Source organism: Sinorhizobium sp. BG8 (assembly GCF_016864555.1).
Classification (GTDB): Bacteria; Pseudomonadota; Alphaproteobacteria; order Rhizobiales; family Rhizobiaceae; genus BG8.
Genome location: NZ_CP044012.1, coordinates 24,877 through 39,042, shown reverse-complemented (window position 1 = coordinate 39,042; position 14,166 = coordinate 24,877). Strand labels below are relative to the sequence as shown.

13 protein-coding genes are annotated in these 14,166 nt (G+C 60.3%); 8 read left to right on the top strand and 5 right to left on the bottom strand.

Annotated elements, in window-relative coordinates; genetic code table 11:
• Positions 1 to 42: 42 nt before the first annotated feature.
• Entirely contained in the window at positions 43 to 798 is a 756-nt protein-coding gene (locus tag F3Y30_RS21235) for an alpha/beta hydrolase (RefSeq protein WP_203427173.1), read from the bottom strand.
• 49 nt (positions 799 to 847) lie between these two features.
• Positions 848 to 2,620, bottom strand: coding sequence for a cytochrome c biogenesis protein DipZ (locus F3Y30_RS21230; protein ID WP_203427172.1), 1,773 nt, complete (start codon positions 2,618 to 2,620; stop codon positions 848 to 850).
• 328 nt (positions 2,621 to 2,948) lie between these two features.
• Here F3Y30_RS21230 and F3Y30_RS21225 point away from each other — a divergent pair, with 328 nt between their 5' ends.
• The 5 genes from F3Y30_RS21225 (at position 2,949) to F3Y30_RS26655 (ending at position 6,893) form a co-directional block, all read left to right on the top strand.
• Entirely contained in the window at positions 2,949 to 3,995 is a 1,047-nt protein-coding gene (locus tag F3Y30_RS21225) for an alpha/beta hydrolase (RefSeq protein ID WP_203427171.1), read from the top strand.
• Positions 3,996 to 4,093: 98 nt separating this feature from the next.
• Complete coding sequence (locus F3Y30_RS21220) at positions 4,094 to 4,834, top strand: response regulator (RefSeq protein ID WP_203427170.1); 741 nt, start codon at positions 4,094 to 4,096, stop codon at positions 4,832 to 4,834.
• An 11-nt stretch (positions 4,835 to 4,845) separates the two neighbouring features.
• Positions 4,846 to 6,189, top strand: a complete 1,344-nt coding sequence (locus tag F3Y30_RS21215) for an ATP-binding protein (protein ID WP_203427169.1) — start codon at positions 4,846 to 4,848, stop codon at positions 6,187 to 6,189.
• 151 nt (positions 6,190 to 6,340) lie between these two features.
• Complete coding sequence (locus F3Y30_RS21210) at positions 6,341 to 6,757, top strand: organic hydroperoxide resistance protein (protein WP_203427168.1); 417 nt, start codon at positions 6,341 to 6,343, stop codon at positions 6,755 to 6,757.
• 13 nt (positions 6,758 to 6,770) lie between these two features.
• Positions 6,771 to 6,893, top strand: a complete 123-nt coding sequence (locus tag F3Y30_RS26655; protein ID WP_281435471.1) for a hypothetical protein — start codon at positions 6,771 to 6,773, stop codon at positions 6,891 to 6,893.
• A gap of 59 nt (positions 6,894 to 6,952) precedes the next feature.
• Here F3Y30_RS26655 and F3Y30_RS21205 read toward each other — a convergent pair whose 3' ends face one another.
• Complete coding sequence (locus tag F3Y30_RS21205; RefSeq protein ID WP_203427167.1) at positions 6,953 to 8,368, bottom strand: aldehyde dehydrogenase family protein; 1,416 nt, start codon at positions 8,366 to 8,368, stop codon at positions 6,953 to 6,955.
• A 99-nt stretch (positions 8,369 to 8,467) separates the two neighbouring features.
• On the opposite strand from F3Y30_RS21205, the gene F3Y30_RS21200 reads away from it, so the two are divergent.
• The gene (locus F3Y30_RS21200; RefSeq protein WP_203427592.1) at positions 8,468 to 9,370 is read left to right on the top strand and encodes a LysR family transcriptional regulator; all 903 of its coding nucleotides are present in this window, start codon (positions 8,468 to 8,470) and stop codon (positions 9,368 to 9,370) included.
• Between the two features lie 118 nt (positions 9,371 to 9,488).
• Positions 9,489 to 10,421, top strand: a complete 933-nt coding sequence (locus F3Y30_RS21195) for a LysR family transcriptional regulator (protein ID WP_203427166.1) — start codon at positions 9,489 to 9,491, stop codon at positions 10,419 to 10,421.
• On the opposite strand, the gene F3Y30_RS21190 is transcribed toward F3Y30_RS21195, so the two are convergent.
• Both F3Y30_RS21190 and F3Y30_RS21185 read right to left on the bottom strand, forming a co-directional pair.
• Positions 10,399 to 11,925, bottom strand: a complete 1,527-nt coding sequence (locus tag F3Y30_RS21190; RefSeq protein WP_203427165.1) for an amidase — start codon at positions 11,923 to 11,925, stop codon at positions 10,399 to 10,401. The genes F3Y30_RS21195 and F3Y30_RS21190 overlap by 23 nt on opposite strands.
• 475 nt (positions 11,926 to 12,400) lie before the next feature.
• The gene (locus F3Y30_RS21185; RefSeq protein WP_203427164.1) at positions 12,401 to 12,760 is read right to left on the bottom strand and encodes a helix-turn-helix transcriptional regulator; all 360 of its coding nucleotides are present in this window, start codon (positions 12,758 to 12,760) and stop codon (positions 12,401 to 12,403) included.
• A gap of 200 nt (positions 12,761 to 12,960) precedes the next feature.
• Here F3Y30_RS21185 and F3Y30_RS21180 point away from each other — a divergent pair, with 200 nt between their 5' ends.
• Complete coding sequence (locus F3Y30_RS21180; protein WP_203427163.1) at positions 12,961 to 14,076, top strand: NADH:flavin oxidoreductase/NADH oxidase; 1,116 nt, start codon at positions 12,961 to 12,963, stop codon at positions 14,074 to 14,076.
• Positions 14,077 to 14,166: the final 90 nt, after the last annotated feature.

Sequence of the window (14,166 nt, the reverse complement as noted above, 5' to 3'; positions counted from 1 at the left end):
CGGAAATGATAGCTGCTGCCCTGGGAGCGACAGACCTGCCCCCTAGTTTGCCGACTGCCGTGCGGCAGCTTCGATGACATCGGCAACCTTTTCGGGCTGGGAAATGAAGACGGCATGGCTTGCGGCAATCTCGGTTATCTGACTGCCGGCGCGCCTGGCCATGTCGCGCTCGAGGTCGGGATTGATCGAGCGGTCTTCAGTAGCGACGATCGACCAGCTCTTCTTTTCCTTCCATGCGGGATCGCCGACCTTGGCCGAGAATGATTGCTTGGAGGCAAAGACTTGTGCCTTCGCCATGAAAGCAGTCTCGTCCTGCGGCAGGTCTGCGGCAAAGTCCTTCGCGAAGGCCGCCGGGTCCAGGTAGAGATATTCACCGTCCGGCGTCTCCCGAATGTTCATTCCGGAGGATGGCTTCGAGCTTGCCAGTGTCAGCAGGCTCTCGCCCCTGTCCGGCTGGAAGGCCGCGACATAGACGAGGCCCGCGACCTTGTCGTTGTGACCCGCTTCAGTGATCACGACGCCGCCATAGCTATGGCCGACGAGCAGTGTCGCGCCGTCCTGCATGGCAAGTACCCTGTTGGTCGCGGCGATGTCGTCGGCGAGCGATGTTATCGGTTGCTGCACGATCGTGACGTTGAACCCGCGCTTTTCGAGGATTTCGGTCGCCTTCTTCCAACCGGAACTATCCGCAAGCGCGCCATGGACGATAACGATGTTCTTGACCTCGGCGGCGTGTGTTGCAACGGCGGCGAGGCTTGCTGCAAATGCGATGGCAAAAGTGGAAATAGGACGCTGCATGTTAAGTCTCCTTCTTTGATTTTGTGGGGGCCACGGAAGAATGGCGGGCTCAGCCGAATGTGAAGGCGTAGGCTTCAACGCCCGGATCGAGGAAGCGGATCTCGAAGTTGCGTGCCTCCACGTCGCCGGATTGGCGAATGAGCTGGTAAAGTCTCGTCGAGGTCACGATGCCATTGCCGTCGGGATCGATGTCTGCGCCGTGATCTGCTCCGGGCGCCTTGCCATCGATCGTCACACGGAAACGGACGGGCTTGCCTGCCTTGCCGGGACCAAGGACGAGATGCAGATCACGGGCGCTGAACCGGGATGCGATCCTGCCTTCGGCGCGGTCGAGCATCACCTGTTCGGCACCGATGGTCCAGGTTCCGGCGAGACCCCATTCGTTAAGGCCTAGCTCTCTCACTGAATATTCGCTGGCAATGCCTGTCCGCAGAGTTTCCGGAGATGCAAAACCCGCTGCCCGCTGGTAACCGAGATAGGTTTCACCGGAACCGATGTTCTCCAGATCCGGGCTCGCTTCGGCACCCTTGGCATGTGGGTTCACTGGAGCACTTGCCGGCATGTCGCTGCCTGCTTCACGCAGGAGGTCCTGGATCGCCTGCTCGGTCTGGCGATAATTGCCCTCGCCAAAATGGTGGTAGCGGATCTGCCCCTTGGCATCGATCAGGTAATGCGCCGGCCAGTAGCTGTTTTCGAAGGCACGCCAGATCCTGTAGTCGTTGTCGATTGCAACCGGATAAGCGATCTGGAAGTCACGGACGGCCTGCCTGACATTGTCGATCTTCTTCTCGAAGGCGAATTCCGGGGCGTGCACGCCGATCACCACGAGGCCCTGATCCTTGAACTTCTCCGCCCAGGCGCGGACGTAGGGTACGGTGCGTATGCAGTTGATGCAGGAATAGGTCCAGAAGTCTACAAGCACGACCTTGCCGCGGAGCTGCTCGGATGTGAGCGGCGGCGAGTTCAGCCATTCGACCGCACCATCCAGCGAAGGCGCACGGCCTTCGACTGGCAGATCGGCACGGAATGGCCGGCGCGTTTGGGTGGCGGCGGTGTTGCCGTTACTGGCGACTTCAATAGGCAGGGAGGCATTCGGCCTGACATGCAGTCGATCAAGGATGGCCTGCTCGAACGTGGCGGTACTGGCATAGGAAAGCCGCGCAAGCAGGCCGGTATCGAGACCAAGAGTGATCACACCCACACCGGCAAGGACCGCGGCGCCCAGAGCCTGACGGATCCGTGCGCTGACGCCGAGCGACCGCTTCATTGCAGCAAAGATCCGCCTTCCGACGAGGAGGGCGAGGGCGAGCGAGGTGGCCGCGCCAGCGGCGTAGGCAAGCAGCAGGAAAGTGGTTTCGAGGCTTGCCCCCTGCAGTGCTGCACCCGTCAACACGAGCCCGAGGATCGGGCCGGCACAGGGCGCCCAGAGCAGGCCGGTCGCGACGCCCAGGATCAGCGAGCTTGCGGCAGTGGGAATGGAGCCGGGCTTGCTGGAAGCATTCAGCAGCCGGTTGCCGAAGTCGACGATCGGCTTCGTGATCGTGTTCGCGACACGTGGCGACAGCAGGCTGATGCCAAAGACGGCTAGCAGCGCGATCGCGACGAGACGGCCGTATTCGTTGGCGTGGATCGCCCAGCTGCCGCCGACTGCCGCAAGCGTTGCCACCAGGGCAAAGGTTGTCGCCATGCCGACGAGCATCGGCAGTGTACTGCGGACGAAAGGTTGCCCGGCTCGGGCGAACACAAAGGGAAGGATTGGCAGGATGCAAGGACTGAGAATGGTCAGCGCCCCGCCCAGATAGGCTATGACAAGCAGCGTCATCGTCGTCTCCTCAAATGTGGAGCTGATGCGACCTGACGATCGTCGACCAGCGATGACGCCAATCTGGTCGACGGCACGTATCCGGCATGTGTCCGGCTACCACGCGAAATGTATCGAAATGTAGAGCGCGCGGGGGCTGCGACAGAGCGAGACAATTTGCAACCGCGCGCGCGCGGCGCATCAGGGAGGCAGCCGACGAATTGTATTGCAATGTATCTGCGGGTCGGAAAGCTACATCAGCATGCAATTGCTGATAGCCTGCGACATACCCTGGATACATCAGGCCGGCCTTCTTCCAGTCGTGATTGTGCAGAACGGAGAGAAGACCATGACCAACGAAATCAACTTTGAGCGCCGCCGATTCTTCGGCGTGGCGGCCTTGACCGTCGCCGCCGTCGAACTCGGCGTCACCTCCTTGGCGCATGCGCAGTCCGCTGCAGCATCGTCAGCGGCTGTCGGCAATTCCGGCGGTCGCACGTCGTTCGGTGAAATAAAGCAGATCGATGCCGGCGTACTTAATGTCGGCTATGTCGAGGCCGGCCCGACAGATGGCCCGGCGGTCCTGCTTCTGCATGGCTGGCCATACGACATTCACAGCTACGTCGATGTGGCGCCGATCCTTGCCGGTGCAGGCTACCGCGTCATCATTCCCTATCTCCGCGGTTACGGCACGACGCGTTTTCTCTCCGATGATACGCCGCGCAACGGCCAGCAATCAGCCCTTGCCGCCGACATGATCGCACTCATGGACGCGCTCAAGATTGAGAAGGCGATCGTCGCCGGTTACGACTGGGGCGCGCGCACGGCCGGCATCATGGCCGCTCTCTGGCCCGAGCGCTGCCGGGGGCTGGTTTCGGTCAGCGGCTACCTGATCGGTAGCCAGGAAATCAACAAGAAGCCGCTCACCCCCAAGGCGGAATTGTCCTGGTGGTACCAGTTCTATTTTGCCACCGAGCGTGGCCGCGCGGGCTACGCCGCAAACACGCGCGATTTCGTGCGGCTCATCTGGCAAACCGCATCACCGGCGTGGGCGTTCGACGACGAGACGTTCGATCGCTCCAGCCCGGCCTTCGACAATCCGGACCATGTGGAGATCACCATCCATAACTATCGCTGGCGGCTGGGACTGACCGAAGGCGAAGCCAGGTATGACGCCTATGAACGCCAGCTTGCGGAACAGCCGGTCATCACCGTTCCGACGATCACCATGGAAGGCGATGCCAACGGTGCCCCGCATCCGGATCCTTCGGCCTATGCCGCGAAGTTCTCCGGCAAATACGAGCATCGCACTGTCGGCGGTGGCATCGGGCACAACCTGCCGCAGGAAGCGCCACAGGCTTTTGCCCAGGCCGTTCTGGACGTCGCAAAGTTTTAGGCTTGCCCATGCCGCTGAACCGATATCTTTACTGATGTCGAGGCCATTGCGGTTACGGCATTGGGCTGTTTGCAAGCGTCAAGGTGTTGAAGGCATTCATGGAACATATCGATCATATCCTTGTCGTCGATGACGACCGTGAAATCCGCGAGCTGGTTTCGAGCTATCTGAAGAAGAATGGTCTCAGGGCGTCGGTGGCCGCCGATGGTCGGCAAATGCGGACGTTCCTCGAGAGCAACACGGTGGATCTGATCGTGCTCGACGTGATGATGCCGGGCGATGACGGGCTGGTTCTGTGCCGCGAGCTGCGGGCCGGCAAGCACAAGGCGACGCCGGTCCTGATGCTCACCGCCCGTGATGACGAGATGGACCGCATCATCGGGCTTGAAATGGGGGCCGACGACTATCTTGCGAAACCGTTCGCGGCGCGCGAGCTTCTTGCCCGTATCAAGGCTGTGCTGCGCCGGACCCGCATGTTGCCGCCCAACCTGCAGATCAGCGAAGCCGGGCAGTTGCTCACCTTCGGCGACTGGCGTCTCGATACCGTCGGTCGCCATCTCCTCGACAGGGAAGGAACGGAAATCGCGCTCAGCGGTGCGGAATATCGGTTGCTGCGTGTCTTCATCGACCACCCGCAGCGCGTTCTTAACCGCGATCAGCTGCTGAACCTCACACAGGGGCGAGATGCGGAGTTGTTCGACCGCTCGATCGACCTTCTTGTCAGCCGGCTGCGCCAGCGGCTCGGCGACGACGCGCGGGAGCCGACCTATATCAAGACGGTGCGGGCGGAAGGCTACGTCTTTTCGACACCAGTCGAGATTTCGGAGCCGAGGAGATGAGCAGGGGTGGCATGAACAGCAGCGCGACGAATGGCAGGTCTGCCGGCAGCGTGCGCCGCGGCTTCTGGTGGCCGAGCACGCTGCGTTCGCGGCTTTTCATCATCCTGTTTGCGGGGTTGGCCATTGCATATGGGCTCTCCTTCAGCATCCTTTTCATGGAACGCTACATGTCGGCCAAGGCCGTCATGCTCGGCACGCTCGAAAGCGATCTGGCAACGTCCATCGCCGTCATAGACCGGCTGCCTGCTGATGAGCGGCCGCAATGGCTCGATCGACTCAGTCGGGGCAATTATCGCCTTGTGCTTGGTCCCGGTCTTCCCGGCGTGCCGGATATGTCAGGCCGGGGCGCGGAGATCGCGGAGCGGATCGAGGAAGCGGCAGGGCATAAATTTCCCTTAAGAGTCGAGGCCATTCCCGATGATGACAAGCGACTGCAGGGCCATGTGACCCTGTCTGACGGTTCCGAGCTGACGATCGATGTGATGTCACGTGGCGTCATGCCGATTGCTGGCTGGCTTCCCTATGTTTTTGCCGTCCAGATGGCGTTGTTGATATTCTGCACCTGGTTTGCGGTGCGTCAGGCCATCCGCCCTCTTGGTGATCTCGCGGCAGCTGCCGACGCCGTCGATCCGAGCACGAAGGGCCAGCCGATGAGCGAGGTCGGGCCGACCGAGGTCGTGCGGGCAGGGCGTGCCTTCAATGCGATGCGTGAGCGCATTGCCCAGCATCTGGAAGAGCGTGTACAGATCCTGGCGGCGATCTCGCATGACCTGCAAACGCCGATAACCCGCATGCGACTGCGTGCCGATATGGCGGACGACACGCCCGAAAAGGAAAAGCTTGTCAGCGATCTAGGCGAGATCGAGCGGCTGGTGCAGGATGGGATCGCCTATGCCCGCAGCGCGCATGGGAACGCGGAAAAGACCTCTCGGATCGACCTCTCTTCCTTCATCGACAGCATCGCATACGATTATCAGGACACCGGCAAGGCGGTGAGCCTGATCGGGGCGGTTCAAGCTACGATCTCGACCAAACCGCATGCACTGCGGCGGATCCTCACGAATTTCATCGACAACGCGATCAAGTTTTCCGGTGCAGCAGAGATCGACGTGGAGCGCGGGCGAGAGGGAGCGATCGTCATCAGCGTGCTGGATCGCGGACCAGGTATTTCCGAAGACATGCTCGAAGCGGTGATGCAGCCATTCTTTAGGCTGGAACAGTCGCGAAACCGCGAAACCGGTGGGGCAGGCCTCGGGCTCGCCATCGCCCAGCAGCTTGCGGGCGCGATCGGTGGTTCCGTGCGATTATACAATCGCGAAGGCGGCGGGCTGGCCGCCGAGCTGACGCTTCGCTGAACATTCTCATCCCGGGCTCGTCCCGGAATTGGTATGAGAAGGTTTTACCACGCGTCACTGCTACGCTCTGATACACTTCGCTGATTTTCCGAAACAAGCCGGATACGTCCAACCGTCAAAACACCCTTCGTCAGCAACAAAGGAGTGTTCCATGACCCAGATCGAAAAGGTTCTCTACACAGGCAGGACCCGCACCACCGGCGGACGTGACGGCTTTGCCCTCAGCGACGATGCGCAGCTCGACGTCAGGCTTTCGCCTCCCGGTTCGCCCCAACCTGGCACCAATCCAGAACAACTGTTCGCGGCCGGCTGGTCGGCTTGCTTTATCGGTGCCATGGGCTTTGCTGCGGGCAAGCGCAAGCTGCGTCTGCCCGAAGGCACAGCGGTTGATGCTGAAGTCGATCTCGGGACGACGGGCGGCGCCTATTTGCTGCAAGCACGCCTGAGCATCAGCCTGCCCGGTCTTGAGCCGGAGCTTGCACGGGCGCTCGTCGATGAGGCCCATCAGAATTGCCCCTATTCCAAGGCGACGCGCGGCAACGTAGACGTGGTGCTCAATCTTGCCTGAGGGGGAGGGTTCCATGCGGACGCTGGTCATTCTGGCCGTGATTGCATCGGTCTTCGCAGCCCCGTGCATGTACGATGTCGCTTCCACGGAGCCTTCTCCGCTTGCCAGCCTATTCAGTCTGGCGTCGATCTATTGATATCCGGTACTGAACGGCTCTTGCCTTTAGGCAGGAGCCGTTCCTTCTTTAGCGCCCTCTCAAGACAGGATGGCTTTCGGCTCAAGAAAACCTTCCAGCCCGAACACGCCATATTCCCGGCCAATGCCCGATTGCTTGAAGCCGCCGAAAGGTGCCAGCGGCTCATGCGGTGCGCCGTTGATGACCACTCGCCCGCAGTCCAGACGCTCGGCCAGTGCGTGCATATGGGCCATGTCGCTGCCGTGGAGATAGGCTTGCAGGCCATACTGGGTGTCATTGGCGATTGCTATCGCCTCTTCCTCATCGCGATAGGCAATAACCGACAGGACAGGGCCGAAAATCTCCTCGCGCGCAATCCGCGTGTCGTTACGGACGTCGAAGAAGATTGTCGGCTGCGTGAACCAGCCGCGGTCCAGGCCCTCCGGTCGGCCGGGGCCACCAGTCAGCAATTTGGCGCCTTCCTGCAGTCCCAGTTCGATATAGGATTGCACGCGGTCATACTGTTTCCGGCTCACCATCGGTCCGATCATCACCTGTGGATCGGCAGGATCTCCTGCCCTGAACAGGGCGGCGCCCAGCTTCAGTTGCACCAGAATTTCGTCCATGCGATGAGCAGGTGCAAGAATTCGTGTACCGGCGATGCAGGCCTGCCCGCTGTTCATGAAGCCCATCCGCAGGGCGGCTGGAATGGCCGTATTCAGGTCGGCATCATCCAGAATGATGTTTGGGCCCTTGCCACCGAGTTCCAGCGTAACACGTTTCAGGCTGTCGGCACCGGTACGCAGGATGTTCTTGCCGACCGCGGTGGAGCCGGTGAACGTCACCTTGGCAATGTCCGGATGGCGGGCGAATTCCGCGCCCACCACGTCGCCGCGGCCGTTGACGATGTTGAAGACGCCCTTCGGCAGCCCTGCTTCGTGAAGGCATTCGACCAGGGCATGTGTCTGGATCGCGCTCATCTCGCTCGGCTTGATGACGATGGTGGTGCCGGCGGCGATCGCGGTTGCGAGCTTGGACGAGATGAAGCCGATGTTGCTGTTCCAGGGAGTGATGGCCGCTGCAACGCCGATCGGCTGCATCCGCACCGTGGCACTGCCCATCCGTCTCTCGAAATCGTAATCCTCCAGCACCTTGGCCATGTCGAGGAAGATTGATGCAGCATGCGGAATGGCAAAGCGGGTGAAGGCTTGCGGAGCGCCGTATTCTGTCGCCATGGCCTGCGTTAAGTCCGGAATGCGTGCCGAAACAACGGAACTCAGGTGTTGCAGCATCTCGATCCGCTCTGCCTTGCTCTTCCGTGAAAATGCTGGGAACGCGCGCTTCGCGGCAGCTATTGCCGCCTGCGCATCCTGCTCGTCACCAAGGCGTACGGTGCCGATCTGCTCTTCGGTAGAGGGGTTGAAAAGGCTGGCCATTTCCGTGCCGTGCGGGGTGGTGAACTCGCCGTCAATGTAGACTTTGTCGATTTGGCGCACGTCTATCTCCTTTGATGTGATGCGCTTTATCTGGCATTTCGTTATTGTCCTGATAAGTTGGTCAAAGGCGTGCGATCTGATAAGGAAATACGGACAATGATGCGTGGTTCACTTGCAGAACTTGAGGCAGTGGTCACGGTTGCCGCACAGGGCGGCTTCCGTTCCGCCGCCCGCGAACTCGGTATTTCCTCCTCCGCACTCAGCCAGCAAATCGCCGCGCTCGAGGCACGCATAGGGGTGCGGCTGTTCAACCGATCGACCCGCAGCGTCGTCCTCTCAGCCGCCGGCGAACAGTTCGTGGCGGAAATCACACCGGCACTGGCCGCGATCCGGAATGCCGTCGAACATGTCGACGAGCATCGGGCGGAACCGACAGGCACGTTGCGTATCAACAGTTCGATCGGCGCAACCCGCATGATCCTGGCGCCACTGGTCCTCGAATACATGCGCCGCAACCCGCAAATGGCGGTGGAGATCGTGACGGAAGGCGCGCTGGTCGACATCAATGCCCAAGGCTTCGATGCCGGGATCCGTATTCGCGAAGCCGTTCCGCCGGACATGGTGGTCGTCCCGATCAGTGACAGCCTCCGTCCCGCAATCGTCGGTTCTTCAAGGTATTTCCAGAGCCATGGAAAACCGAAAATTCCGGCCGACCTGCAGAAACACCAGTGCATTCGTGCCCGCATGGCCAGCGGCGCGCTCTACCGCTGGGAATTTGAGCGCCGCGGGGAGAGTTTCAGCATGGACGTGCGCGGCCAGCTGACGCTCGACGAAAGCGGTCTGATGCTTCGTGCCGCAAGGGAAGGGGCAGGGCTTGCCTATCTCAACGAGTGGCAGGTCGCCGAAGACGTTGCGAACGGACGTCTTGAGCAGGTGCTCGCCGACTGGACGCCACCCTATCCGGGCCTCTGCCTCTACTATCCCGGCCGCCGTCACATTCCCGCAAAATTGCGCAGTTTCGTCGATCTCATCAAGGAGGTGAGGGTTGGGCGCGCTTCATGAGATTTTGCGAAAGTCGCTGCGGCATCTCGCCCGTGCAAAACTGCAAAGACTGCTCGCTCTCGACCGCGATATCTCAATTATGATAATTACGCTGTATTGATATGTCGTGAGTATGAGCATGATCGAGACCCGTCTTCTCCGGCAGTTCGTCGTCGTTGCGGAGGAGCTGCATTTCAGTCGTGCCGCGAACCGCTTGAACATGGCTCAGCCTCCTCTCAGTCAGGCGATTAAGCGGCTGGAAGAGGAAGTCGGTGCGCGTCTGTTCGAACGGGACAACCGGAATGTAACCTTGACGGGTGCCGGCCATGACTTCCTTGTGACAGCGCGTAAACTGTTGGGCGAACTCGAGGAGGGGGTGGAGAACGCCCGCCGGATCGCGAGCGGCGTTGCAGGCCGGCTGTCCGTCTCCTTCATCGACACCGCGCATCTGGAGTTCCTGCCGCCAATCCTGCGCTCGTTCCGGCAAGCCTTTCCCGATGTGGAACTGGATCTGCGGGAAGGCACGACTGCCCAACAGATCGAGCTTTTGCAGTCCGGTGAAATGGATGTTGGCTTCATGCGTTGGCCTGGCACGCCGGTGACCGGTTTGGTGTTCCAGAGGGTGCAAAGCGAACCCGTATTGGTGGCGCTTCCAACGGGACACACACACGCCGCGGCACCTCAGGTTCCGTTGGCAGCACTTGCGGACGAAAACTTCATTGCCTCACCCCGCTCGGAAGGGCTCGGATTTCACGATCAAATGGTGGGGCTCTGCCGAAGTGCAGGGTACTCTCCGCGGATCGTGCAATTCGCCAATCAGATGCAAACCATCGCAAGTCTCGTTGCGGCCGGCATTGGAGTAGCCCTCGTTCCGGGATCTCTCGCCGCTATCCGGCGTGATAACGTCGTATTCCGGAGTATCGAGGTCGACGCGCCGGAACACGAATTGCATATTGATCTCGTCCTCTGCCGGAGGGCGGAAAAGCGAGGAGCCGTTCTAGACCGGTTCCTCGACGTGGTGGGATCGGCGTTGGCTCCCAGCCGGGATGTCAGTTCCGGATCGGATCGGTAAGCGTCGATTGCGGGAACGCTGTCTGAATGACTTCCGCGACCGCCAGGGCGTCTTCGTCGGCGAAACGGCGGGCTATGACCTGTACGCCGGTCGGAAGACCATTCGGAGCGTCCGCCGCGTCGACGAAGGCGGTGGGAACTGCGACGGAAGGTAGCCCAAGAAGGTTTACCGTCACCATCAGAGCCTGGGATGCAATCTGGTGACGCGTGTCGTCTACCGAAGCGATGTCAAAGCCGCTTCTGAACGGCAGGTCGCCCGAGTTAGGCCCGATGAGGATCGGCCATCTGTTCATGAAATCCGACCAGCGACGGCGTATCGCCATGACAGCCGCTGTCCCGGCCACGTAGTCATCAATGGAAAGGGTTGGAGCAAGCTCGAGGAAAAGCGCATTTGCCTTTCGAGCATCCGCATCCACGATCTGGCTGAATCCAGACCATGCGGCGCGCAACTCGCTGAAGACCATCTTCGCCCAGAGTTCCACCGCCTCTTCGATCACGGGAGGCGCGACCTCTTCCACCAGGAAACCTCGATCGGCGAGCCGTCGAGCCGTCTCCGTCAGGGCGGCTTTCACAGGCTCTGAAACGTAAAGCCCTGGGGACTCCATGATGATACCGACCCGTTGCGACCCCGGAAGACCGCTCTGTGACGGGACACCGTTCCATGCGGGGTCTCTGGCATCGCCTTCGCTGATCACGGGGAGGCTGAGCATGAGATCCGCCACGTTTCGGGCAAGCATGCCTTCCACGTTGAACATCTGGTTGCAGAAGGAACGGTCGGCCCGATAGGTGCCGTTGAACATGGGGGTTCGTCCCATGGACGGGCGAAGGCCGGTCACTCCGCAACAATAGGCAGGGTACCGGATCGAGCCCCCGATATCGTTTCCATGAGCCAAGGCGCCCATACCAGTGGCCAGTGCCGCCGCAGCGCCGCCGGATGACCCTCCGGGCGTGCGTTCTCGCGACCACGGGTTCACGGTCCGTCCGTAGACGGCGTTGTCTGTTTCCCATCTGGAGGAAAGGCAGGGCGTGTTCGTCTTGCCAATGATGATTGCACCCGCCGAGCGAAGGCTTCGGATAACCGGACTATCGTCTGCGGCAGCTTCAGCGCTCGCGGTAGCCAGACCATTGACAGTCCGGTGTCCTTTCAGATCCGTGTTGTCCTTCACTGTCATCGGGACACCGAAAAGTCTTCCCGGCTCGAACCCCCGGGCAAGCATTTCATCAGCCAGGGTTGCGCTCGCAATGGCTTCCTCATGTGCGAGATCCACAATTGCGTTGACCACCGGGTTGACCGTCCCGTAGCGCGCCAAGTGGGCCTCTACGACTTCCCGGCACGAGATTTCCCGCGCGACAACGGCACTGCGCGTTTGCGTAGCACTCCATTTCCAAGGGTCGGCTGGGAGGTCTTGTCGAAGCGGGTTGGTGCTCGCACGCAACCGCGGAACACTGAATGCGGACGCACTCGTAAAAGCCAACGCACCCGCAAGAAATCGACGTCTATCCATAATATACTCCGTTCTGTAAAGGATAGAGATACTTTCTTGGGTGGGGGAAAACTGTCCAATACTCAATTTCAACGGTCTGATATCCAGAAAGTCTTGCACAGCGAAAATGCAAGCGGCTGCCTAAACAGGAGGCTCTGCGAACGTAATTTATGCGGGCGTTTGCGGCTGTCCGATAGAGGTCGTTCACGAACGCCCCTGCGAACGGTACTGCCGAGTTGGCGACCAACCGCGATCTTGCTATCCGCATAGCGCCAAAAAATCGGTCGCCGTGACGAGTTAGCCGAAGTCATGCTGGAGAGGTTGGGGCGTATGTACGACACCCTCAAGGCGAACAAGGGCTTCGTGGTTCAAATTCCATCACGAACTGGCCGCTTCGTTTGAGGCTGGCCACGTTTTGGTGCCTTTGCGTCTTAAACTAGGCTCGGTGCTCGTTTGAAGTCCGCTGCCTTCGGGACACGCAGGGCAAGCAATAGGCTCAGCGCCTTCCGGCAGAGACGACAGCCTTCTCGACGCCACCACCCTGCTTGAGTTCTTCGACCAGCAGGGCAAGAAGACCAGGAAACCGAGCCTCGATGTCTTCCCGACGAAGCGAGGAGGCGCGGCGGTTTCCGTAATCGATCTGGCTGATCAGTCCAGCCTCGCGAAGGATCTTGAAGTGATGGGTGAGTGAAGCCTTGGCCACCGGAAAGCCAAAGGACACGCAGTTGCGCTCCGTGCTGTCCGGAAGCGTCGCCAGAATAGCAATTGCGGTGCGACGGAGCGGGTCGGACAATGTGGAGAATACGACACTGAGGTCTATCTCGTCACGCGCGGGCTGGGGAAGAAGTTCTGGCATGGAGCAAATCTAAGGAGATTGACTTGTCGATGCAAGCGATAGGTATGCCTTGACGCATACCTTGTGACACCCTACCTATCGCTTGTACCATGCCTTTGTTTTCCATTGACCTCGATCGAATTCATGCGTCGTCGCTGGTCCTTAGTCGTCGGAACTCGACGGAAACGACGCCAACCCAGCCCATGCCAAGAGTGAGCCACATGCCCCAACCGCAGCTTTTTACACCGTTCAAAATCCGCAATCTCGAACTCGAAAACCGTATCGTTATCGCTCCGATGTGCACCTATTCAGCCGTGGATGGTTGCATGACCGACTGGCATCTGATCCATCTCGGGCAACTGGCTCTTTCCGGCGCTGGCCTGCTCACGATCGAGGCGACCGCGGTCGTTCCGGAAGGACGCATCAGCTATGCGGATGTCGGACTGTACGATGACGCGACGGAGGCGGCCATGAAGCGGACGCTGGATGGCATCCGGAAGTGGTCCAGGATGCCCATAGCCGTTCAACTTGCCCATGCCGGACGAAAGGCATCGACTGACCTGCCGTGGCACGGAGGCGGGCAGATTGCGCCCGACCATAAAAATGGATGGCAGACGGAAGCACCGTCTCCGAACCCGTTCAAATCAACAGATGTCGTACCGACTGAGCTAAGCCGCGAACGCATGAACGCTATTCGCGACGCCTTTGCGGAGGCTGCGGTTCGCGCGGCGCGTATCGGCATCGATGCGGTTCAGATCCATGCAGCGCACGGATATCTTCTTCATTCCTTCCTGTCGCCGCTCGCCAATCAGCGGACTGACGAATATGGCGGGAGCCTCGAGAATCGGATGCGTTTCCCGCTGGAGGTCTTCGACGCGGTGCGAGCGGCCTTTCCTGCTGATAGGGCCGTTTCGGTTCGCGTTTCTGCGACCGACTGGCACGATGGTGGCTGGCATTTGGAGGAGACGATCGCGTTTGCGAAGGCCCTTGAACTTCGAGGTTGCGATGCCATCAACGTGTCGACTGGCGGCTTGCACATCGATCAGAAGATCCCGGTTTCGCCGAGCTACCAGGTGCCGTTCGCACGCGCGATGAAGGCGGCATTGAAAATGCCGGTCGTCGCTGTCGGATTGATCACCGAGCCCTCCCAGGCGGAGGCAATCGTCGCGACGGGGGATGCTGATCTCGTCGCTCTGGCGCGCACGATCCTCTATGATCCACGCTGGCCGTGGCATGCCGCTGCAGCTCTCGGTGGAGAGGTTTCCGCAGCCCCTCAATACCATCGCAGCCAGCCATCTACGTTGAAGTCGCTCTTCAAGGCGTTACCCGCACGGTAAGGCGACGGTCCGCCAGGTATATGGTGGAGCGGCAACAAGCCTTCGCGTCCGAATGAACCTGTATATCCATGTGCCCTTCGGCGGATCCGG